General features: G+C 59.7%; 17 protein-coding genes and 1 pseudogene. 11 read left to right on the plus strand and 7 right to left on the minus strand.

Translation table 11 applies throughout. The features are described from left to right. Nucleotides 1–276 precede the first annotated feature (276 nt). From H3S97_RS03135 to H3S97_RS03155, 5 genes are all read left to right on the plus strand, one after another. Complete coding sequence (locus H3S97_RS03135) at nucleotides 277–1,347, plus strand: iron-siderophore ABC transporter substrate-binding protein (protein WP_198219582.1); 1,071 nt, start codon at nucleotides 277–279, stop codon at nucleotides 1,345–1,347. A gap of 46 nt (nucleotides 1,348–1,393) precedes the next feature. After that, on the plus strand, nucleotides 1,394–2,443 hold the full coding sequence (locus tag H3S97_RS03140; protein ID WP_198219583.1) for a FecCD family ABC transporter permease: 1,050 nt from the start codon (nucleotides 1,394–1,396) through the stop codon (nucleotides 2,441–2,443). A 2-nt stretch (nucleotides 2,444–2,445) separates the two neighbouring features. After that, on the plus strand, nucleotides 2,446–3,504 hold the full coding sequence (locus tag H3S97_RS03145; protein ID WP_198219584.1) for a FecCD family ABC transporter permease: 1,059 nt from the start codon (nucleotides 2,446–2,448) through the stop codon (nucleotides 3,502–3,504). Nucleotides 3,505–3,509: 5 nt separating this feature from the next. Further along, nucleotides 3,510–4,391, plus strand: a complete 882-nt coding sequence (locus tag H3S97_RS03150) for an ABC transporter ATP-binding protein (protein WP_198219585.1) — start codon at nucleotides 3,510–3,512, stop codon at nucleotides 4,389–4,391. Nucleotides 4,392–4,576: 185 nt separating this feature from the next. Continuing rightward, nucleotides 4,577–5,551, plus strand: a complete 975-nt coding sequence (locus H3S97_RS03155; protein ID WP_198219586.1) for a siderophore-interacting protein — start codon at nucleotides 4,577–4,579, stop codon at nucleotides 5,549–5,551. Between the two features lie 155 nt (nucleotides 5,552–5,706). Here H3S97_RS03155 and H3S97_RS03160 read toward each other — a convergent pair whose 3' ends face one another. From H3S97_RS03160 to H3S97_RS03185, 6 genes and pseudogenes are all read right to left on the minus strand, one after another. After that, complete coding sequence (locus H3S97_RS03160) at nucleotides 5,707–7,155, minus strand: MFS transporter (RefSeq protein WP_154312948.1); 1,449 nt, start codon at nucleotides 7,153–7,155, stop codon at nucleotides 5,707–5,709. 40 nt (nucleotides 7,156–7,195) lie between these two features. After that, nucleotides 7,196–8,119 (minus strand): nucleoside hydrolase, encoded by a 924-nt coding sequence (locus H3S97_RS03165; protein ID WP_198177138.1) that lies wholly within the window; start codon nucleotides 8,117–8,119, stop codon nucleotides 7,196–7,198. Nucleotides 8,120–8,153: 34 nt separating this feature from the next. Further along, nucleotides 8,154–8,972, minus strand: a complete 819-nt coding sequence (locus tag H3S97_RS03170) for an energy-coupling factor ABC transporter ATP-binding protein (protein ID WP_198219587.1) — start codon at nucleotides 8,970–8,972, stop codon at nucleotides 8,154–8,156. Beyond that, nucleotides 8,969–9,817 carry an energy-coupling factor ABC transporter ATP-binding protein gene (locus H3S97_RS03175; RefSeq protein WP_198177136.1) on the minus strand — a complete coding sequence of 283 codons (849 nt, stop codon included), beginning with the start codon at nucleotides 9,815–9,817 and terminating at the stop codon, nucleotides 8,969–8,971. Before H3S97_RS03175 ends, H3S97_RS03170 begins: the two co-directional genes overlap by 4 nt. Further along, nucleotides 9,814–10,632 (minus strand): energy-coupling factor transporter transmembrane component T, encoded by an 819-nt coding sequence (locus tag H3S97_RS03180; protein WP_198219588.1) that lies wholly within the window; start codon nucleotides 10,630–10,632, stop codon nucleotides 9,814–9,816. Before H3S97_RS03180 ends, H3S97_RS03175 begins: the two co-directional genes overlap by 4 nt. A 146-nt stretch (nucleotides 10,633–10,778) precedes the next feature. Further along, nucleotides 10,779–11,429 (minus strand): annotated as a pseudogene (locus tag H3S97_RS03185) (ECF transporter S component); the annotation flags it as partial. 251 nt (nucleotides 11,430–11,680) lie between these two features. On the opposite strand from H3S97_RS03185, the gene H3S97_RS03190 reads away from it, so the two are divergent. The 6 genes from H3S97_RS03190 (at nucleotide 11,681) to H3S97_RS03215 (ending at nucleotide 20,999) form a co-directional block, all read left to right on the plus strand. Beyond that, nucleotides 11,681–13,552, plus strand: a complete 1,872-nt coding sequence (locus H3S97_RS03190) for a PfkB family carbohydrate kinase (RefSeq protein ID WP_198219590.1) — start codon at nucleotides 11,681–11,683, stop codon at nucleotides 13,550–13,552. Nucleotides 13,553–14,064: 512 nt separating this feature from the next. Continuing rightward, complete coding sequence (locus tag H3S97_RS03195) at nucleotides 14,065–16,134, plus strand: glycoside hydrolase family 31 protein (RefSeq protein ID WP_198219591.1); 2,070 nt, start codon at nucleotides 14,065–14,067, stop codon at nucleotides 16,132–16,134. Nucleotides 16,135–16,375: 241 nt separating this feature from the next. Further along, on the plus strand, nucleotides 16,376–16,771 hold the full coding sequence (locus H3S97_RS03200; protein WP_232342620.1) for a VOC family protein: 396 nt from the start codon (nucleotides 16,376–16,378) through the stop codon (nucleotides 16,769–16,771). A 214-nt stretch (nucleotides 16,772–16,985) separates the two neighbouring features. Further along, entirely contained in the window at nucleotides 16,986–17,879 is an 894-nt protein-coding gene (locus H3S97_RS03205) for a 3-hydroxyacyl-CoA dehydrogenase (RefSeq protein WP_198177129.1), read from the plus strand. Nucleotides 17,880–17,980: 101 nt separating this feature from the next. Further along, nucleotides 17,981–18,874 carry a 3-hydroxyacyl-CoA dehydrogenase gene (locus tag H3S97_RS03210; RefSeq protein ID WP_198177128.1) on the plus strand — a complete coding sequence of 298 codons (894 nt, stop codon included), beginning with the start codon at nucleotides 17,981–17,983 and terminating at the stop codon, nucleotides 18,872–18,874. Between the two features lie 466 nt (nucleotides 18,875–19,340). Further along, nucleotides 19,341–20,999 (plus strand): MFS transporter, encoded by a 1,659-nt coding sequence (locus H3S97_RS03215; RefSeq protein WP_198219592.1) that lies wholly within the window; start codon nucleotides 19,341–19,343, stop codon nucleotides 20,997–20,999. Between the two features lie 9 nt (nucleotides 21,000–21,008). Here H3S97_RS03215 and H3S97_RS03220 read toward each other — a convergent pair whose 3' ends face one another. After that, nucleotides 21,009–21,419, minus strand: a complete 411-nt coding sequence (locus H3S97_RS03220; protein WP_198219593.1) for a DUF4186 domain-containing protein — start codon at nucleotides 21,417–21,419, stop codon at nucleotides 21,009–21,011. Between the last annotated feature and the right edge of the window lie 13 nt (nucleotides 21,420–21,432).

Below are 21,432 nucleotides of genomic sequence, written 5' to 3' on the forward strand. Positions count from 1 at the left end.
CTGGAATCTCTGTAGGATCCGTCAGCATTTCTCTAAGTCACACTGAAGTGATTGGAAATCATATACGGAGTAACGAAGAGCCCCACGTTCATTAGAATATCCATGCTCTTGATCACAGATATATTCGGTCGGTATTCGCCTATTGTCTTTGCGAATGATTCATTTAACACAAGCAACCAAGGAAATCAACTCTTTTCTTCCCATCGTGCCGATGCTACATCTGGTACCTGGCTCTGGTGCACCATGCCAATTAGACAGCACGATCAAAGGAACCACATGCACATTCGACCACTCCTCTCCCTCACTCTATTCAAGCGCACTATCGCAGTCATCCTGGTGCTGGCAAGCGCCCTGTTCTTCCTGGGTGCCTGCGGATCGGACTCGCAGGCAGGTCCGTCCAGCGAGTCAAAGGCCACGGAAGGGCAAGGCTCCTTCCCCGTCAAGATCGATCACGTCTACGGCACCACCTCCATACCCTCCAAGCCCAAGCGCATCGCCACCGTCGGATGGGCCACTCCCGACAATCTCCTGGCCCTGGGAGTTGTGCCGGTCAGTATCCAGAAGAACGCCTTCGGCAAGACCGTGGATGGCGGATACCTGACCTGGACCAAGGATGCCTTGGACGAAATGCATGTGGACAAGGCGGATATGCCCAAGCTGCATGACGAATCAGACAGTATCGATGTCGAGGCCATCGCCGCATCCAAGCCCGATCTGATCATCGGCCTGCTCTCCGGCATGACCAAGAAGCAGTACGACACCTTGAGCAGGATCGCGCCCACCATCGCATACCAGAAGGTTGCCTGGGGCGACCCCTGGCGCAAGGTCATCACCGCCACCGCCCAGGCCATCGGAGAACCCGAAAAGGGCAAGAATCTGATAGCCGACCTGGAGGAGCGCATCGCAAAGGCAGCCGAGGCCAACTCGGCCATCAAGGGGAAGACCGCGGCAGTCATGTACTTCGATGCCTCCAAGCTCTCCAAGTTCAGCGTCTACACCACCTCCGACGCCCGGCCGCAATTCCTGAACGACCTGGGCCTGGAGACTCCGGAATCCATTAAGGAGGATACCAAGAGCACCAAGGACTTCTACAAGGAGATCTCCTCCGAGCACGCCGACAGATACAAGGACGTCGACATCATCGTCACCTACGGCACCCCCGACCTGCTTGAAGCGATGCGCAAGGACCCCCTTCTTTCCAAGATTCCCGCAGTTGAGCGCGGGTCCGTCGTGGTCATCGACAATGACAGCGAGATGGCCAATGCCCTCGACCCCTCTGCCCTGTCCATCCAGAAGACGACCGACACCTACGCCGGACTTCTGGGCGAGGCTGCCTCCAAGGTCTGATTCAGGCATCAGGTGAGGGGATGAAAGAGGGATAAGGGGTGCCGATATGCAACCAGCAATGACACCGCGCCCTGACACTCGGCAGGCCGTCATGCATGGCAAGGGAACCGGATCCATGGTCTTGCCCGAGCTGATCCTGGCGGCCTGCCTGGTCATGGTCTGCGCCCTGTCCCTGGTCTTCGGCTCCCGTTCCGTCAGTCCTTCCGACATCCTCCATGCCCTGTCCGCCTCCTCGGATGACATCGCGGTCTCGGCCATCCGCCTGAGAATCCCCCGCACCGTCCTCGGCCTCCTGGTCGGTGCCGGGCTCGGGGTGGCCGGGACCCTGATGCAGGGCATATCTCGCAATCCACTGGCGGACCCGTCGATCCTGGGGTTCAATACGGGGGCGGCCCTGGCGATCGTCTGCTACATGGCCTTCTTCTCCCTATCGACCCCGGCCCAGTATGTCTGGGTGGGACTGCTGGGCAGTGCAACAACCGCGCTGGTCGTCTGGGCCATAGGCTCCCTGGGCCCATCCGGCCCCTCTCCACTGCGGCTGACCCTGGCCGGTGTCGTGATCAGCTCGGTACTGGGGTCCCTTACCTCCGCCATCCTCCTGCCGCGTGTCAATGTCATCAGCTCATATCGCTTCTGGCAGGTGGGCGGAATCTCGGGCGCCCGGTTCGACCTCATGATGCCGGTCATCCCTCTTCTTGCTCTTGGACTGATACTCGCCTTCTGCCTGACACCCGGAATCAACGCCTTGACCCTGGGGGACCAGATGGCTGAGGGACTGGGCATGCACGTCGGACGTGTCCGCAGCCTGGCCTGGCTTGCGGCGATACTCCTCTGCGCCTCCTGTACGGCACTGGCGGGTCCAATCGGCTTCGTCGGGTTGGTGGTCCCCCATGTGGCACGACTGCTCATAGGCCCCGACTACAGGCGAATCATGGCCCTGAGCATCCTCATCGGCCCCCTCCTGGTGGTTGGCGCCGACGTGGTGGGCAGGATAATCACCCGTCCATCCGATGTGGAGGTCGGCATCGTCACGGCACTGATTGGGGCTCCCGTGTTCGTGATTCTGGCCTGGCGCAGAAGAACCGCAGAGGTATAGGCATGGATGCTTGCCTCCTGCATGATTCGGGTAAACCCGATGCGATGACCGACCTGCAACGGATACGACGGACCCATACCGTTCGTTCACTGGCAGTCACCATTCTGCTTGTGCTGCTCCTGGTTGCTCTCGCGCTGTCCGACCTGGTTCTGGGGCACCGCGCATACTCCATGAACGACCTGATTGGAGCGGTTTGGGGGCGGTCAGACGAAGGCACCAGATTCGTGATTCTCCAGCTGCGCATGCCCCGGACGCTGATCGGCTGTGTCGCCGGCATGGCGTTCGGCATGGCCGGGACTGGTTTTCAGCATCTCCTGCGCAACATGATGGCCAGTCCGGACATCATCGGCATTACGGACGGAGCCAACACGGCCGCGATCTTCGGCATTGTCATATTGGGTCTGTCGGGCATGCCACTGGCCTGCCTGGCGGTCATGGGAGGTCTCCTGACAGCCCTCCTGGTCATGGCACTTGCCTGGCGCGGTTCGTTTGATCCGACCCGGCTGATACTGATCGGCATCGGAGTGGCCGCAGGGTTCAACGCGCTGGGCTCCTGGCTGATGATCCGCAGCGACCAATGGGACATCCAGACAGCAACCCGATGGCTGACGGGCAGCCTGGCCGATGCCCAGTGGACCGATCTGCCGATACTGGCAGCAGCAACCCTGGTCGGCACCATGCTCTTGTTGGCACTCGACAGGAATGTCAGCACCCTACAGCTGGGACCTGAGATGGCCGCCGGACTGGGAGTCAGGGTAAGCCGTGTCCAGTTCGAGGTGATCATCGTGGGTGTGCTGCTCCTGGCCGTCGCAACGGCGACCACTGGTCCCATCTCCTTCGTTTCGTTCCTCTCCGGCCCCATCGCCACGGTCCTGGTCGGTCGGGGAGCATCGGCCCTTATCCAGTCGGGTCTGGTGGGAGGTTGCCTGGTTCTTGGGTCGGACATCGTCGCCCAGCATCTGCCCACGACCCAGGTGCCGGTCGGCATCGTCACCAGCATTGTGGGCGGACCCGTCCTCATCGCGATCATGGTCCTCATGACCCGCAGACAGGAGCTCTGAACATCATGGCATCACCCCCAGCAGGCGACTCCTGGAGCAGCTCACATAGGCTGACCGCCTCGCACCTTCGCCTCACCTATGGCGGGCGTACGGTCATCGAGGACCTGAGTCTGGATATACCCCCACACACGATGGGGTCCATCATCGGACCCAACGGGTGCGGAAAATCAACCTTCCTCAAGGCCATGGCCAGGATACTGAAACCTGCCTCGGGGGCCGTCATGCTGGACGGAGAGCCCATCACCAACATGCCCACCCGCAAGGTTGCAACGATTCTGGGGTTACTGCCGCAGAACCCGTCAGCACCCGCAGGCATCACCATCGCCGATCTGGTCGCTCGCGGCCGATACCCCCACCACCACTTCGTCGAGCGGTGGACGACCAAGGATGAAAAGGCGGTGGAACGGGCCCTTGCCCTGACCGGACTGACCGATATGGCTGGATGCCCAATCGACCGTCTGTCCGGAGGCCAACGCCAGCGCGCCTGGATCGCCTTGACCCTGGCCCAGCAGACCGACATACTCCTTCTTGACGAACCGACCACTTATCTCGACATCGCCTACCAGCTTGAGGTACTTGACCTGCTGAGCACCCTGAACAGGCAGGAGGGAGTCACAGTGGTCATGGTTCTCCACGACCTGAACATGGCCGCCAGATATTCAGATTGGATCCTGGCCATCAAGGATGGCAGGAGGGTCGCTTTGGGCGCTCCCGATGAGGTCATGACCGAGAACCTGGTCAGCAAGGTATTCGACATCGCATCCACCGTGGTGACCGATGGGACCACCGGCGCCCCCTTGATGACCCCGGCACCCCTCCATAGTCTCCAAGCCCACTCTGGCGGGGCTTGTAATGCACACGTACACTGGGATGACTCGGCAGGATGACACCAGATAGTCCAATGATGTAAAACCTCTCGTCCCGCTCCCCACATCGCTTACCCCAACGTCCCCAACCCCGACCTCCCGAACCGCAAAACCTCAAACCACAAAGTCTCAAACCACCACAACCCGAGCGCCTACAGCCCGACACCACGGTCAACCCATAAACCCCAACCGAAAGAGAGCCAGCCATGGAACAACAAGCCACCAATCATCCTGTACCCTTGATTCCCTTCCGTGTCTCCGTAGCCAGAGCGGAAACGCTCTCGCCCCACTTCAAGCGGATCGTCTTCCAGGGACCGGATCTGAGGATTTTTGCAGACGCGGGCTACGATGAGCGAATCAAAATCCTCTTGCCTCTCCCCGACGGATCCGTGCCGCCCCCTTCCTTCTTCGAGGCGACCCCTGAAGATCCGCTTGCCTGGTACCAACAGTGGAGGACCCTGCCCGCAGAGAGCCGCAATCCTCTGCGCACCTATACGGTTCGCAAGGTCAGACCCGAGAGCGAGCAAATAGATGTGGACTTCGTCATCCACGATCATGCCGGACCTGCAGGAGCCTTCGCAGAGGCTGCCAGACCTGGCGACCAAGCCATCATCATCGGTCCCAACGCACAGGCAGGAGGTCCGGTCGCGGGGATGGACTTTTACCCAGGCCAATCCAGGCATCTTCTCCTGGTGGGCGACGAAACGGCGGTACCGGCCATCGCCGCCATAATGGACAGCCTGATCCGGGACCACTGGCAGGGCGACGGGGCGGCGGTGATCGAGATCCCGACCGAAGAGGATCGTCTTCCGCTGCCCGAGCACGAAGGAATCCGCGTCATATGGACTACCTGCGACGAATCCGGGCATGGACATGCCCTTATCAAAGCCATGCGCAGCCTCTTGGAGGACCTGCCAATCCATTCGTCTATATCGGCTACGGCCGCTAAATCTTCCAAGGAATTCACAGAGATCGATATCGACAAAGAGCTGCTCTGGGAGACTGCCAATGCCGCCCAGGCGGATGCCTCCATTCATTCCGACGACCTATACGCCTGGATTGCGGGGGAGGCAGCCACCGTCCGCGAACTGAGGCGCATGCTGGTCAGAGACCGGGGAATGGACCGGCGCAACGTCTCTTTCATGGGGTATTGGCGTCAGGGACGCAGCGAGATGTCCTGACCGGCTACGATGACGGGGTCGCTGTGGAGCAGCAGAAACTCAATCCGCGATGTCGCGAAAGTCCTGCTCGCAGTTCCATCCCATACTTTCATATCAAAAGAACCGGGCCAGGGGCAAACCCGGGACCCGGTTCTCTCAATTAGCAGCTTAGAAGATCAGTCCTCATCCTCAGCCACGCGGGAGTGGCTGTAGATCATCTTCATGGAGCAGATGAAGAGCACCAAGCCCAGCAGGATGATCACGCCGCCGATCATGAAGACATTGGCGTAGGTCGAAGCCAGGCCCTGCGCAGTGCCGGCCAGGCTGCCCGAACCCATGGATCCGTTGGCCATGAGCTGGCCGAAGAGGGCAACGCCGATGGAGCCGGTGATGGCCTGCAGGAGGTCGTTGAAGCCGAGCACGCGCCCGGACTCCTCAGGAGCCACGGTCAGGGTCGCGGTGTCAACGATGGGCTGGTAGAAGAAGGAGGTGCCGAAGTAGTAGATGCAGGGCGCCACAGCCAGGGCCCAGATCTTACCGGCAGGAATCAGGAAGGCGATGGCGATCAGACCGCCGCCCATGCAGGCCAGAGCCAGGATGACCGAAGCCTTGCGCCCGATCTTCTGGATGATCGGCCCGGCAGCGAATCCCATGATGCCGGCCAGGATGATGGACCAGACCAGCAGGTTGGAGACCTTGGAGGAGTCGATGCCGTAGACGTTCAGGCCAATGGCGTTGACGCCGGCGTTCAGGGTATAGCTGAAGAAGTAGCCGACGAAGATGACGGTCATGGTCATGGCGAAGGCCGGGTTGGTCAGCATCTTCGGAGTGATGAAGGGGTTGCTGGCCTTGTTGACATAGACCAGGAAGGCCACCAGGGTCACGATGCAGGCGATGCCCCAACCCCAGTTGATATCAGTGAAGAACATGGTCACCGAAGCGGCGAACAGTCCGATCAGCGTGAAGCCGATTCCGTCGATCTTGACGCCAGCGGCATGCTGGTCGGGCAGGTTCTTGGCCAGGACGGGAATGAAGAAGACGGCCAGGATACCCACGCCGAAGAGCCAGCGCCAGTCAAGCAGGGTCATGTAGCCGGCCAGGAAGACGCCCAGGGCGGCGGCGAAGCGGAAGACCGCGACGAAGACGCCGTACCAGAGCACGCGCTTCTTCTTCTCCACATACTTGGAGACCAGAACCAGGAAGATGGATCCGGAAACCTGCCAGCCGGCCGACTGCACCACGCGGGCCGCGATGACGATCCAGATGCTGAAAGTGCCGAAGCACCCCAGAATCGACCCCAGCACGAAGACGATCGTGCCCAGGATCATCATCTTCTTCAGGGAGACGAAATCGCCCAGGGAGCCGTAGATGACGCAGACGATTCCCAGGATGATGCCCGGCAGGGAGGTGATCAGCGGAGCCAGATTGGCCTGGTTGAGCTGCTTGCCGATGTTCACGTAGATCATGCCAAAGGCCTGCTGCTGGAGCACGCCCAGGGTGAAGATGATCAGGACCACCGGGATGGCCACGCGGGCCATCTTGTTCATTTTCGCGAACTCGGGAGTCCCCTCCTCGGGAACGGGTATGCCGTTCTTCTGCTCCTCGGAGACAGTTGACTCACTCATTTTTTCCTTAGTTTCCTTTCGGTTCTTCTCAATGCGGAAGCTACTGGCGGCTGACCCGGCCGACCCTGTCGACAAAGGCGGAGCGGAATCCGTCCACATCCACGTCCACGCAGACACTGGCGTTGGCCTTGCCCCCCAGGATGCCGTCGTAATCGACCACCGTGGCGCCCAAGGTGAGCGGGCTGGAGATCTCGACATCCACAAAGGCCTCGCGCATGGTGAACAGGTCGGGCTGGAGCAGGATCATGGCGGCAGAGGGATCATACATCTTGATCCCCTCCTCGATGTGTCCGCCATCGTAGGACCGGAAGAGGGAGGCGACCATACCGCCCACTTCGCCGGCTGCGTCCAGATCGTCCAGGTCGCCGGCCACCAGATGGGCCTTGCGGCCGATGTCCAAGCCGACCATGGTCACAGGCAGCCCACTGCGGAAGACCATCTTGGCAGCCTCAGGATCGACGGAAATGTTGAACTCGCCATAAACCCCGATGTTGCCGCGTCCGGTGGAGCCTCCCATCATGACGATCCGATCAATGTGGTCCTTGACCTCCGGGAAGGTGGCCAACAGCAGGGCGATGTTGGTCAGAGGACCCAGGGTCAGGATAGTGACTGGCTCATCGCTCTCCAGGAGCACCCGCCGCTCCTCCAGGACCGCATTGTTCTCGGTCAACAGGCTGTCGTCCGGATCGGGAAAGACGAATGACCCCATCCCCGACTTGCCGTGGGCTTCGGTGGCGAACCTGTTGTCTCGCATGAGCGGGGCCGCAGCGCCTCGGGCCACGGGAATACGCCTGCCCAGGAAGGTCAGCAGCTTCAGGGCATTGTTGGTGGTGTGCCCGATGCCCACATTGCCTGACACCGAAGCTATCAGTCTGATGTCGAAGCCGGGCTCGTCGACCAGCATCGTGATGGCCGCAGCATCATCGATGCCGGGGTCTGTGTCGATGATCAGAGGTTTGGTCATTGCTTCACTCCTTTTCCTCGTGTCGTATCCAAACTCAAATTCCTGCCCCTGCTCTGGCCCGCCGGGCTGCATCAACAAAGGCAGAGACGGTGAAGACCGGGCCATGCAGGCCGACCTGCCGGGCCACACGGGTGATGGGCGGAGGTGTCACATAGGCCTGCTTGAGCACATCCTCCCGGGCGAAGACCTCCTCGCGACTGCCATCCAACAGGACCCGGCCATGCTGCATGAGCACAACCCTGGGGAAGTTGCGGGTGACGAACTTCATGTCATGGGAAATCGTGATGCAGAGCTTGCCTTGATCCCGCAGACGGGCGATGATGGCAGCCAGCCGATCATTGCCGAACTTGTCCTGTCCGCATGTGGGCTCATCGAAAACCACAGCACCCGTATCCATCATCAGGACGGAGCCGATGGCACAGAACTTCTTCTCGGTGGGGCTCAGGTCGAAAGGATGATCGTCCAGCCGGTCCGCCAGGCCCACCAACCCAGCCACCTGCTCCATGCGTCGCTCTATCAGATCCTGGTCGAACCCAAGCTGCCGGGGACCGAACTCGAATTCCTTGCGCACGCTGTCCAGAAAGAGCTGATCGTCGGGGTTCTGAAAGACGTACCCCACCTTCCGGGCCCACTGGGCCGTGTCCGCCGTGGCCAGATCGACGCCGTCAATCAAAACCCGTCCGCCGGTCGGTCTAATGATGCCGTTCAGATGCTTGGCCAGGGTGGTCTTGCCAGCACCGTTCTGACCGATCAGCGCCACGGGCCGATCACCTTCGAGGGTCAGGTTCACTCCGTCCAGGGCACGATGGCCATGCGGGTAGACGTACTCCAGATGCTCCAGGTCAATCCTCATCGCAGCGCCTCCCGAATCATGCGTACCGCCTGGTCCTCGCGTACGGGCAGACCTGCCAGATCGAATCCTGCGTCCTCCAGACCCCTGGCAAGCTTGACATAATCCGGAATGTCAATCCCCCACTTCTCCACCTCGGGATCAGTGAAGACCTCCTCGGGTGTACCCAAAGCGCGGACCCGGCCTGCCCCCAGGACCATGACCTGATCAGCGCATCTGGCGACCCGCTCCATATCGTGATCGACCATGACTACGGTGATCCCCTCCTGGTTGAGCCGCTTGACAATGTCGAAGATTTCCTCGCTGCCAAGCGGGTCCAGCTGGGCCGTGCATTCGTCCAGAACCAGGATGTCCGGTTCCATGATCAAGGTCGAGCCCAGGGCTACCCTCTGCACCTGTCCACCGGAAAGCTCCAGAGGGTTCTTGTCGAGCAGGTCCTCGATATGCATAAGAGCAGCCATCCGGGCCACCTTGGCATGCATGGTTTCACGTGAAACCCCATGATTGCCCAGTCCGAAGGCCAGTTCCTCGGCCACGGTCCCTGCCGTATAAGAGAGCTGATTGAAGGGATTCTGAAAGACCAGGCCCACCTGTCTGGACAGATCGGCGATGGTCGAAGTGGCTACGTCCTTGTCTTCGATGCTGACGCTTCCCTTGGATTTGCCTACGAAATAGTGCGGAATCAGACCGACCAGGGCGTTGCACAGGGTCGATTTGCCCGACCCGTTGGCTCCGACGATACAGAAGAAGCTGCCCTGCTCAACGCTGAAACTCACCCGCTTCAAGGTGGTCCGATCGGCGTCACGGTATCTGAAGGAGAAGTCGTCCACTCGTATGACCTCGGTCATGCCCGACCTCCCCACTGGATAGCCAGGGCGATCAGCCCAGTGCGCGAGAGGCAACCGAGCACCAGGGCCAGTACCAAAAACACGGTGAACAGGATGGTCACCACGGTGTCACTGCGCCGCCAGACCACCTCAAGGTAGCTGGTCTGCCGCACCCCCCGGATGCCGAATCCCCGGGTCTCCAGGGTCATCCCGCGCTCCTGCGAATCCGTCAGGGAAGAAAGGACAACCGGCCCAAGCAAGGGCAGGAAGGCCCGCACCCGGGAAATCAGGCTGCCGCCGGTCTCCAGGCCACGTGCATGCTGGGACTGCTCAATGACCGCAATCCTGCGCTGCATCTGCGGGACCACATTGAGGCTGGCCAGAATCAGGTAGCCGATCTTGGATGGAACGCCAATCTGTGTCAGAGCCGCAACCAGACGACCCATGTACGTAGTTTTATTGGTCAGGTAGAAGGACCCCAGGAAGACTAAAAGCGTCACTACGATTTTGGCCGCATAGAGACTGCCTTCGAGGCCCAGTTGCGCGAATCCCAGGTCAAGAACGACCCTGGTATTCCTCGGGCTGTAGCACCCCTGGATGAACAGCAGCATGAGCGTAACGGGAATGCCGAACCCCAGCATGACGCCGGAGAAGGGCCGAAGCACCCGAGCCAGAGCCGCTGCGATAAAGAGCATGACGATGATCCCCAGGCCTAGGGTGAAGTCCGGCCAGACCAAGGTCGCCAGGCCCAAGGAGCACACGCCGGCGATCTTGGCCATGGGATGCATACGGGCCAGCGGGGAATCAGGAATGCCGTTCGACGCGGGACCAGGCATCAGCGTTCAGACCTTTGGGTACGTTCACAGTCCAAGTCCGCTGGGTCGCCTGTCGATGGGTCCCGCTCAGATTCCATCGCGCCGTCGATCTTCCCCGGCCGTGCCGAACTCTCCCGACTGGACGCCCCAGTCGCTTCGCGTTCGTCCTCGTCTTCGTCCTCATCCAGGTCATCCAAATCGTCCAGATCGGCCTGGTCCTCGCTGCCATCCAGAGCGTACTGGCTCAGGAAGCGTTTGGGGATTCGTCGCACGATCACATAAGCGATCAGGACGGTGATTCCCTTGTCGATCAGATTCTCCAGCATGGAGGAGGACAGCACCGAGATGACGATGTTCTTGACAGCCACCACCAGTGCAGCTGTGAGGACCGAGGTGCCGTTGACTCCGGTGGCGCCCCCGTAGACGAAGACGGTGATCAGAGAGGCGGTGACCGTGTTGACCAGTGCGCAGGCAAGCCAGACCAGAACGACTCCCCATATCCGTCTGAAGAGCCCGGCCTTGACCATGTAGCCGATCACCAGGCCGCACAGAACACTGGAGAGCGCATAGGGCAGATAGACCGGATTGGCCACCAAGGCGAGGAAGACGTTGGTCAGCAGTCCGCACAGGGCAGCCACCCAGGGGCCGGACAGGCAGGCGATGACCGTGGTGCCGATCATATCCAGGAAGAGCGGCAACTTGAGGGTGGAGCTCAGGGTCCCGCCGATGAGGTTGATGCCCACCGCGATGGGTATCAGCACCAAGGATTTTGTCGAGAACTGCGCAGTGATCCCTCTCCACAACGATCGCGCGCTCATAATCCGTACCGCCTTTGGTCCTTGAATGTCGATTTCTGCAGATGACCGTCGCTCACAGCCAGATCCGCATCACCGCTTTGAGAAACCACTTTAGTAAACAACTTTCATTGACAGAGACTATCAACAGCCGCATGGGGTGTCAAATGCGAAACCTCCGACGACGATCCCTCAGGTAAGCTTGATTCGCTAGATCCAGCAGGTCGACAAAGCCGTTCGCCGGAGCTTCAGAGATGAGGAGGACAGGAAACCCCATGAACATCAAGGACATTGCTCAGCTTGCCGGCGTATCCACATCGACGGTCTCCAAGATTGTGAATCACAAGGACGCGAGCATCACAGCCGCCACGCGCGACAGGGTCCTCGAACTGGTCAGGAAGTACCACTACACGCCCTACGGATCCTCCAAGCCCAGCACCACCACCTGGAGAATCGGGGTCCTGTTGAGGTCATCCATCTCCATGGACTCCACCTTGGACGGGATCATCCAGCAGGCACAGAAGTCGGGGTATGGCACCCTGGTCTTCAACAGTTACGGCGATCATGACCAGGAGGAGCGCAACATCCTGGCCGCTCTGGAGCATCGGGTGGATGGCATGGTCTGGGAGCCGATCGACCAGACAAGCCTGGCCTTGAAAAGCAGGATCGAGGCAGGAGGGATCCCCGAACTCACCATTGGGCCCCTGGGAGACGACCGGACCGCGCTCATGCCCTACGAGGAGGCTGCTTACAGTCTCACCGAAGAGCTGATCAAGCGCCACCACACCAGCATCGCCTGCCTGCTCTCACCGGGCAGACGGACCCAGAGCTTCCTGCACGGTTATCGTCGCTGCTTGTTCGACCACAACCTCCAGTACCACACCGACATGGTCCTGGAAACCATCGGTGAGGACCTGACCCGGGTCCTGGAGAACCGGCAGGTCACCGGAGTCGTGGCATCCCACTACCACCACGCCCTGGAATTCCTTCAATTCGCCGAATCCATGCATTACCGCCTGCCCCAGGACCTCTCCCTGGTCTCCCTGATGAACGATACCAACGTGCATCTGCGCTACCCGGGCAGCCCGGAGATATCGTCCTACGTGATGCGCAATGCCGATTTCGGCGCCTACCTGTGCCGACGAATCATCCGCTCCATCGAGCATGGGTCCGATCCAAGCGAGACCTTCGAGCACGTCTTCACCCTGGACGGCGAGAAGACCGTCGGCCGGCCCCCGGACCAGCAATGGAAGAAAATCGTGGTGGTCGGCAGCATCAACGTGGACACCTACCTGACCGCCCCCAGCCTGCCCAAGGCGGGTATGACCACCACGACCAGGAACTTCGCCTCCACGCCGGGGGGCAAGGCCACCAACCAGGCGGTGGGCGTGGCCAGGCTGCAACATCAGGTTTCCCTGATCGGCAATGTCGGCAGCGATCCGGCCGCGGACTACATTTACAAAACGATGAGGCAAGCCCATGTGGATGCCACTGGCGTGCGCAGGGTCACCGGAGCGGACACAGGCAAAGCCTATATCTTCGTCGACAGCAAGGGCGAATCGATGATCTCCCTGGTGGCGGGCGCCAACGAGTCCCTGACACCGGACGACATCACCCAGCGCGACCAGATCTTCAGAAACACCGGCTACTGCCTGATCCAGACAGAAATCCCCATGGACACCGTCGCCGAGGCCTGCAGAACGGCCAAGCGCCACCAGGCCGCCACCATCGTTAAACCGTCATCCTGCGACCACCTGCCTGAAGACCTGCTGGCTTCGATCGACATCCTGATCCCGAATCTCAACGAGCTGAACACCCTGATACCAGGACCAGAATCCGTGATAGACAAGGCGAAACGGTTCATCAACGGCGGGGTGGGCAAGGTCATCATCACCCTGGACGAGCACGGCTGCACCCTGGTCACCGCCAGCGGACACAAGGACTTCCCGGCCCACGAGACTCGAGCAATCGATGACACCGGTGCCAGCGATGCCTTCATCAGCGCCCTGGCCGCCTATCTGTGCAGCGGATGTCCCCTGGACAAAGCCGCTCACATCGCCAATCTGGCCGCGGGCTTCAGCGTCGCCCACGAAGGCGTCATCCCCTCCCTGATCAACCGCCGCCAGCTGGAAGGCCTGATCGACTGAGCGGCCCAGGCACGAGACCGGTAGGAAGGCTGTGATTGTCCTAGGCCTTGCTCTGGCTCAAGCCGAACGTCCCCAGGTCCTCCGATTGCCGTGCCAATCATCAAGGTCTGCGGTCATGGCCCCGTCTCGGCCTTTTGGCGTGCATCGCCGGTCCAATCACTGCGGATTCCACAGCAGCTGTACCATTCGCCGTTACGCTGCTTCACATTGGCATATATTCACAACCATCGTGACGACCTCGCTGTTCTCATTGTTTGGCATGGTCTGACTTCATGATTTCGTCAACGCTGGATTCCGACGGGTCCGCATGCGTCCCATCACGATGGTCCCTATAATTTCATAGGGCACAGAATCCGGAATGGGGCCATTGATGGCTGCAACTGTTCTGACTTCGGTGCCAACCGCAATACTGCTCATGGCCGCACAGAAACGTATCGTTGCGGAAGTTACAGCAGGTGCGATAAAGGACTGATCTCAAAGGTGAATCAACCAAGTGAAAGGGTACCGAATCAATGCAACATTCAACATTTACCACCGACGGCCAAACCCTGAAGTGGACAGGCAACGGTGAATACCTTCGCATCGAGCCCTGGGGATCAGATTCGATACGCGTCCGATCCTCGCAGATGCACGAACCCGAAGACCCGGACTGGGCGCTTTTACGAGACCACCACGAGCCTGCCGATGCGGTGAACATAAGCATCGATGACCAGCGGGGACAAGCCACCATAATCAACGGATCTCTCATGGTCAAGGCGCAGGCTTCGGGCGGCATTGACACAGGCAACGGTTATACCGACAAGTGCCTGCTCAGCTTTTGGCGCACCGACGGCAAGCTGCTCTTCAGCGAGATGAGCGATGGCGGCTCCCTGAATTTAAGAGCGCGTTCTTTCACTCCCATCGTGGGAGGCGACCACCAGGTCAAGGTGACATTCGTGCCTCCGGAAAACGAACGTCTGTACGGCATGGGTGAATATCAACAGAACATCATGAATCTGAAAGGCTGCACGCTCGAACTGGCCCATAGGAACTCGCAAATCTCCATACCCTTCGTCGTCTCCAGCTGTGGATACGGATTCCTCTGGAACAATCCAGCCGTCGGTTCCGTCAGTTTTGGGAAAAACAAGACCCAATGGTCGGCGGACAGCACTCGACAGATTGATTACTGGGTTACAGCCGGTGCCGATTACCGCTCTATCATGGCCCATTACGCAGACGCTACCGGCCATGCTCCTCAGATGCCTGAATGGGGTCTTGGATTTTGGCAGAGCAAGCTTCGCTATTGGAACCAGGATCAATTGCTGGAGGTTGCCAGAGAGTTCAAAAAGCGCAACATCCCTCTGGACCTCATTGTCATCGACTTCTTCCATTGGCCTCACATGGGTGATTTCAGGTTCGAGGACGAATTCTGGCCAGATCCCGTCAGCATGAGCAACGAATTGCACAAGATGGGGATCCGACTCATGGTGTCAGTCTGGCCGCAGATAGCACTGACTTCTGAAAACTATCCAGAGATGAAGGCCAAGAATCTGCTGGTGCGAGCAGACCACGGCGAAGACCTCGGCATGATGTTCGAGGGGCCCAGCCAGTTCTACGACGCTACCAACCCTAGAGCCCGCCAATATGTATGGGAGAAATGCCGTGAGCACTACGCCGATGTCGGCGTCGATGCCTTCTGGCTGGATGAAGCCGAACCAGAGTACGGCACTTACGATTTCAGCAATTACCGCTACTGGGCTGGACCTGCTCAGCAGACAGCCAATCTGTATCCACGGGAATACAACAAGGGGTTCTACGAGGGGCAGCTGGCCTACGGACGCCAGGGGCAGATCGTTAACCTCACCAGATGCGCATGGGCCGGCTCCCAGCAATATGGGGCTCTTGTATGGTCGGGCGATGTAGCATCCACCTTCGAGGCGTTCAGAGCACAAATCACCTGCGCTATCCATATGGGCATGGCCGGCATTCCTTGGTTCACCACCGACCTGGGTGGCTTCCACGATGGCGATATCGACGATCCCACCTTCCGTGAACTGTTGTTGAGATGGGCGCAATTCTCCTGCTTCTCGCCCGTCATGCGCAATCACGGTGACCGTAGCCAGCATCACCGCGACGGGACCACCAAGACCGCCATCACTACAGCGCAAGGCGAACGGCGACTACCGTCCGGAGCGAGCAATGAACCATGGAGCTACGGAAAGTCCGTCGAAGACATCTATGTCAAGTTCATCAAGATCCGAGAGCATCTTCGCCCTTATCTGCGTGAGCTATTTGCCCAAGCGCATGAAGATGGGCAGCCGCTCATCAGGGGGCTGTTCTACGAATTCCCCCATGACGACGCTGCCTCTGACATCGCCGACGAGTATATGCTCGGACCTGATCTGCTGGTAGCCCCTGTGGTGGAGGAAGGAGCCAGATCTCGACAGGTCTACCTGCCTGGGGATGCGACTACACAGTGGCAGGATCTTCGCGACGGGGCCATGTACAACGGAGGCCAGACGATCACTGCAGAAGCCCCGTTGGATACCCTGCCGGTATTCGCCAGGGACAGCAGGAACCACGAGCTGCTGGGCATACTCTGACACATCCGTCATTCGCATCGGGTCAGGACCGCTCGTCCTGACCCGACTTCTTATTCAATCAAGACATGATTCAACCGGTTCCCAGTTCCGTTGAACCTCCAAGCAGAGCGATGTAGGCTTCTGAAAATTCAAACTACGAAGTTGGTTGCTCTTTTTATCTCACTCCATCTTCAGGTGCACCACAGCCTAGAGTAGATGTAAGGAAGCATCGCAACATAAGGGCACCAAAGGAGCGGCCATCATGAGACCAATGTCGGACTATGCCAAGGATCTGCAGCACTCGGGCATGGTCGCCCGCGATCTGGACGAGACCATCGACTTCTACACCAACAAACTCGGGTTCGAGCTGGTCGGCATCTACCCCAACGGGGAGAATCGCTGCGCCTTTCTGCGTCTGGGCCATCTGACCATCGAAACCTGGGAGGGCGAGCCTGCGCCCATGGGCACCGGAGCCATCAACCACTGGGCGCTGGACACACCGGACATCGATGCTGCTTACGAGCATGCCTTGGAGATGGGGTTGAACATCAGAGAGGACTCGATCCAATCCATTCCCACCTTCTGGCAGCGCGGAATCCGCTATTTCAACGTAATCGGACCAAACCAGGAGACCATCGAGTTCTGCCAGATTCTCTGAACGCCATCCGCTCGGGCAGGACCGCTCCATACGGGTAATCCCATGTGAGTAATGAGACACATTTATCTGTAACCGGCAAAGAACTGAATCCACCCGATTTGTCTTGGAAAATAGCCGTTCCTGGCACAAAACCCCTCTCCATCCGACCCGTATTTCTCCACTAAAATGAGCATTGCGTCCAATGTGGGGCGCCCGATAACGAAAGAAGTTTCTCATGACGAACATTGAGCATGTCACGGTGGCCGGCGGCGGGGTGCTGGGCAGCCAGATCGCCTTCCAATCAGCCTTCAAAGGCAAGAAAGTCACAATCTACGATATCAATGATGAGGCCATTGCAGCGGCGGAGCAGCGGATCAAGAACCGTCGCGACCTCTACAAGCATGACATCAATGCTACCGACGAGCAGTTCGATGCTGGCCTGAATAACCTGAGCTACAGCGCAGACCTGGCCGAAGCCGTCAAGGACGCCGACCTGGTCATCGAAGCCGTCCCCGAGAAGCCCTCCATCAAGCACAACTTCTACCAGAGCCTGGCCAAGGTAGCCCCTGAGAAGACCATCTTTGCCAGCAACTCCTCCACCTACGTGCCCAGCACCTATGCTGCAGACACCGGCCGTCCGGCTAAGTTCCTCTGCCTTCACTTCGCCAATCACGTATGGCGCATGAACACCGCCGAGATTATGGGTTCCGACCAGACCGACCCCGACATCTTTAACGAGATCGTGGACTACGCCAAGGAAATCGGCATGGTCCCCATCCCGCTCCACAAAGAACAGCCCGGGTACATCCTCAACAGCCTGCTGGTCCCCTTCCTGGAGGATGCCGGCTACCTCTGGGGCAACGACATAGCAGACCCTGAAACCATCGACAAGACCTGGATGATCGGCACTGGCTCGCCCGTCGGCCCCTTCGGCGCCTATGATGCGGTCGGCCTGCGGACCATCTACAACATCATCGAGGAACAGAAAGGCGACGACCCTGACTTCAAGCCCTTCCTGGAGAAGGTCAAGAAGATGCTCGACGAAGGGAAGACCGGCAGTGACGCAGGCCACGGATTCTATGATTATCCGAATCCGCGTTACAAGGATGAGGACTTCCTCAAGGCCTGATCGTCTGTCTGCTACATCTGTGAGTCAGGTCCCGTCCAAGACCTGGCTCTACTATGGAAGAGCGTATCCAAGGATGGATACCACGAATGAAAGAGGTTTCTATGACGAACATTCATAATGTCACGGTTGCCGGCGGTGGGGTGCTTGGCAGCCAGATCGCCTATCAATCAGCCTTCAAAGGCAAGAAAGTGACGATCTACGACATCAACGATCAGGCGGTGGCGGCCGCAGAGGAGCGTGTCAAGAGCCTGCGCGATTCTTACAAGCATGACATCAACGCCACTGATGAGCAGTTCGATGCCGGACTGAACAACATGTCCTTTACCGCCGACATGGCCGAGGCTGTCAAGAACGCTGACCTGGTCATCGAAGCTGTCCCCGAGAAGCCCTCCATCAAGCACGACTTCTACCAGAGCCTGGCCAAGCTGGCACCCGAGGACACCATCTTCACCAGCAACTCCTCCACCTACGTGCCCAGCACCTTCGCACCCGACACGGGCAGGCCGGACAAGTTCCTGAACATGCACTTCGCCAACCAGGTCTGGCTGAACAACACCGCAGAGATCATGGGCTCCGAGCAGACCGACCCCAAGGTCTTCAACGAGATCGTGGACTATGCCAAGGAAATCGGCATGGTCCCCATCGTCCTGAAGAAGGAGCAGCCGGGATACGTCCTGAACACCCTTCTCATCCCCCTGCTCAACGCCGCCGCCCACCTCTGGGGACACGACATCGCAGACCCGGAGACGGTGGACAAGACTTGGATGATCGGCACGGGCGCCCCGATGGGGCCCTTTGCCATCTTCGACGTTGTGGGGCTGCGGACGGCCTTCAACATCACCAAGGAGCAGCAGGGCGACAACCCTGACTTCAAGCCCTTCATGGATAAGATCCAGAAGATGATGGATGAGGGCAAGACCGGCAAGGATTCGGGAGAAGGGTTCTACACCTATCCCAACCCCGCCTTTGCTGATCCTGACTTCCTGAAGGCCTGACAGGACAGCTTTTCTATCAATAGAGCCCGCCCATTAGGGGACCACGTCGCGAGGCCCCCTAATGGGCGGGTTCGCTTTGCCGATCTTCAAGCTGCTCAGGAAGCGATCCGACTACATACCCAACACAATCCTGATACCAATCATGGGCGCACAATGTGGACGACCCACTATCGGCGCAGCATTCTCTACCAGTGCCAGGACGGCAACCCTCAAGCCAGGCCCCTCCTCGACAGACTTCTATTACCACCCTGATCCCAACTACCGGTACCCCGAATTTTCAAGGTTAGAGTCGAATCCTGCTGAGTGGGCCACGAGGCTGGAGCATGGCCTTTCACGGCTTACAACAGGGGGCGTGGTAGGCTGTATATTTATGGCATTTTTGTGAAAACCGCTAAAGGAAGAGGCAGACAGGGAAATCACAAAGGCGGAAAAGACGAACAACGGCCTAGTGGCCGGAGAAGGAATAATGGCAGAGGACGATAAAATTTCGGCTGCAGCTAGCGGCCAGCACGAGCAGAAACAGCGTGATCGACAGACAGCCAAGCAGCTGAAGAAGCAGCAGGCCGCGGAAAAACGCAAGGCCCGCAAGCAGAATCCCAGACCGCATCGCGGATGGAGCGAGCGCCTGCATCTGACCGACATCAACGTGGTGGACAGGTCCACCCTCAAGAGGGCCATCGCAGGCACCGTGGTCGGCAACTTCATGGAATGGTACGACGTGGGGGTCTACGGCTACCTGGCGGTGACCATTGGCCGCGTCTTCCTGTCCGACGCATCCGATGCCGTACAGCGGCTCTTCTCCCTGGGTGTTTTCGCTGTGACTTTCGTTGCCCGACCGCTGGGCGGCGTGGTCCTGGGCCAGCTGGGCGACAAGGTCGGCCGCCAGCGCATTCTGGCCTTCACCCTGCTGAGCATGTCCGCAGCCACCCTGCTGATCGGCCTTCTGCCCAGCTATGCGGCCGTCGGCCCGCTGGCGCCCATCCTGCTTATCCTGCTCAAGCTGATCCAGGGCTTTTCCACAGGCGGCGAGTACGCAGGCGCTTCGACCATGGTCACCGAATATTCCCCGGACCGGCATCGCGGCTTCTTCGCCTCCCTGCTGGATGTGGGATCCTACCTCGGCTACGCCTTCGGAGCAGCCTTGGTCTCCTTGCTGGAGTTCTCCATCTCCCCGAAAGCCATGCTGGCCTGGGGCTGGCGTATCCCCTTCATCATCGCCCTGCCGCTGGCTGCCATCGCGGTCTACTTCCGGGCCAAGGTCCAGGACACCCCTGCCTTCCGTCAGGCCCAGGATGCCAGCGCCGAAAAGACCAAGAGCCAACACAAGAGCCTGCTGGACCTGATCCGCGGCTACTGGCGGGAGCTGCTCATGGCCTTCATCCTGGTGGCCGCGGCCAACACCCTGAGCTACACGCTGACCGCCTACATGCCCACCTACCTGTCAGGCACCCTGCACTACAACACGGCCCAGGCCAACCTGCTCTCCCTGCCGGTCCTGCTCATGGTGGCCTGCTGCATCCCCATTACCGGAGCCCTCTCCGACCGCTTCGGACGCAAGAAGGTGCTGTTCATGGGAGCATTCACCGGATTGTGCCTGTCCCTGCCGGCCTTCCGGCTGCTGGAGCATGAGACCACGGGTGCCGTCTTCGGCGGACTGGTCCTGCTGGCCATCCCGGTCATCTTCTTCGTGGCCAACCTGGCCTCCACCCTGCCGGCCCTCTTCCCCACTGCCTCCCGTTACGGCGGCATGGGACTGTCATACAACCTGGCCGTAGCCGTCTTCGGCGGCACCGCGCCTGTCATCATGGAAGGGTTGGTAACAGCGACCGGCAAGTCCCTGGCACCCGCCTACTGGATCATGTTCACCTCGACCTGCGGTCTGATCACCGTGCTCTTCCTGGCGGAGACCGCCCGGCGCCCCATGCCCGGCACCCTGCCCACCGTGCTCAACCGGCAGGAGGCACGCGACCTGGTGGCCACCCAGGACCGTAATCCCGACCTGGATGTGAAGACCATCATCAAGGATGCCGAAGAGAGTGGCGTGCGCAAGACACCGAAAAAGCTGGCTGCCGAGACACGCAAGCTTCTGGGCCTTTCCCACACAGGCACCAGGAACAAGAAGTAGCAGGCGCTGTCAGGCCGAACGGACCGGGTGATTCACCAAATCCCGCTCGATCCAGGCCATGACCAGCCTGGCCAGGGCATCAATCTCTGCATCGGTCAGAGCCCGGCCTCGCGGAATATGATGCCAGCGTTCGATGCACCCCCGGCAGCAGGTGGCTGTGGCGTGCTGGGCCGTAAAGACCGGATGCCCACGATAGGGGGTCTGTTTACCGTCCTTGAAAGGATGAGCAGGCCCCACACGCTTGGCCAGCATCTCATGAGCGTGGCGGTCGATGGTTTCCTTGCCCTTGGCGCGGGCGTAGGCGCGGTCCTTGGCCGACAGGGAGAAACCGGCCCGGAAGCGTGAATGCCCCAATCTGGCAAGAGTGCCCTGGGTCCAGGCCTCATCCGCCCCGGCCGCCGCTGATCCGCTGCTGGTCATTCCCTGCTCGCCT

Origin of the sequence: Bifidobacterium choladohabitans (assembly GCF_016102005.1) — a bacterium.
Lineage (GTDB): Bacteria > Actinomycetota > Actinomycetes > Actinomycetales > Bifidobacteriaceae > Bombiscardovia > Bombiscardovia choladohabitans.

Bases quoted from the DNA above. Each gene is read 5' to 3' on its own strand.
- H3S97_RS03200 (WP_232342620.1), top strand. From the start codon at position 16,376: ATGAGACCAATGTCGGACTATGCCAAGGATCTGCAGCACTCGGGCATG.
- H3S97_RS03220 (WP_198219593.1), bottom strand. From the start codon at position 21,419: ATGACCAGCAGCGGATCAGCGGCGGCCGGGGCGGATGAGGCCTGGACC.
- H3S97_RS03175 (WP_198177136.1), bottom strand. From the start codon at position 9,817: ATGACCGAGGTCATACGAGTGGACGACTTCTCCTTCAGATACCGTGAC.
- H3S97_RS03180 (WP_198219588.1), bottom strand. From the start codon at position 10,632: ATGCCTGGTCCCGCGTCGAACGGCATTCCTGATTCCCCGCTGGCCCGT.
- H3S97_RS03215 (WP_198219592.1), top strand. From the start codon at position 19,341: ATGGCAGAGGACGATAAAATTTCGGCTGCAGCTAGCGGCCAGCACGAG.
- H3S97_RS03205 (WP_198177129.1), top strand. From the start codon at position 16,986: ATGACGAACATTGAGCATGTCACGGTGGCCGGCGGCGGGGTGCTGGGC.
- H3S97_RS03145 (WP_198219584.1), top strand. From the start codon at position 2,446: ATGGATGCTTGCCTCCTGCATGATTCGGGTAAACCCGATGCGATGACC.
- H3S97_RS03150 (WP_198219585.1), top strand. From the start codon at position 3,510: ATGGCATCACCCCCAGCAGGCGACTCCTGGAGCAGCTCACATAGGCTG.
- H3S97_RS03195 (WP_198219591.1), top strand. From the start codon at position 14,065: ATGCAACATTCAACATTTACCACCGACGGCCAAACCCTGAAGTGGACA.
- H3S97_RS03190 (WP_198219590.1), top strand. From the start codon at position 11,681: ATGAACATCAAGGACATTGCTCAGCTTGCCGGCGTATCCACATCGACG.
- H3S97_RS03170 (WP_198219587.1), bottom strand. From the start codon at position 8,972: ATGAGGATTGACCTGGAGCATCTGGAGTACGTCTACCCGCATGGCCAT.
- H3S97_RS03135 (WP_198219582.1), top strand. From the start codon at position 277: ATGCACATTCGACCACTCCTCTCCCTCACTCTATTCAAGCGCACTATC.
- H3S97_RS03155 (WP_198219586.1), top strand. From the start codon at position 4,577: ATGGAACAACAAGCCACCAATCATCCTGTACCCTTGATTCCCTTCCGT.
- H3S97_RS03210 (WP_198177128.1), top strand. From the start codon at position 17,981: ATGACGAACATTCATAATGTCACGGTTGCCGGCGGTGGGGTGCTTGGC.
- H3S97_RS03165 (WP_198177138.1), bottom strand. From the start codon at position 8,119: ATGACCAAACCTCTGATCATCGACACAGACCCCGGCATCGATGATGCT.
- H3S97_RS03140 (WP_198219583.1), top strand. From the start codon at position 1,394: ATGCAACCAGCAATGACACCGCGCCCTGACACTCGGCAGGCCGTCATG.
- H3S97_RS03160 (WP_154312948.1), bottom strand. From the start codon at position 7,155: ATGAGTGAGTCAACTGTCTCCGAGGAGCAGAAGAACGGCATACCCGTT.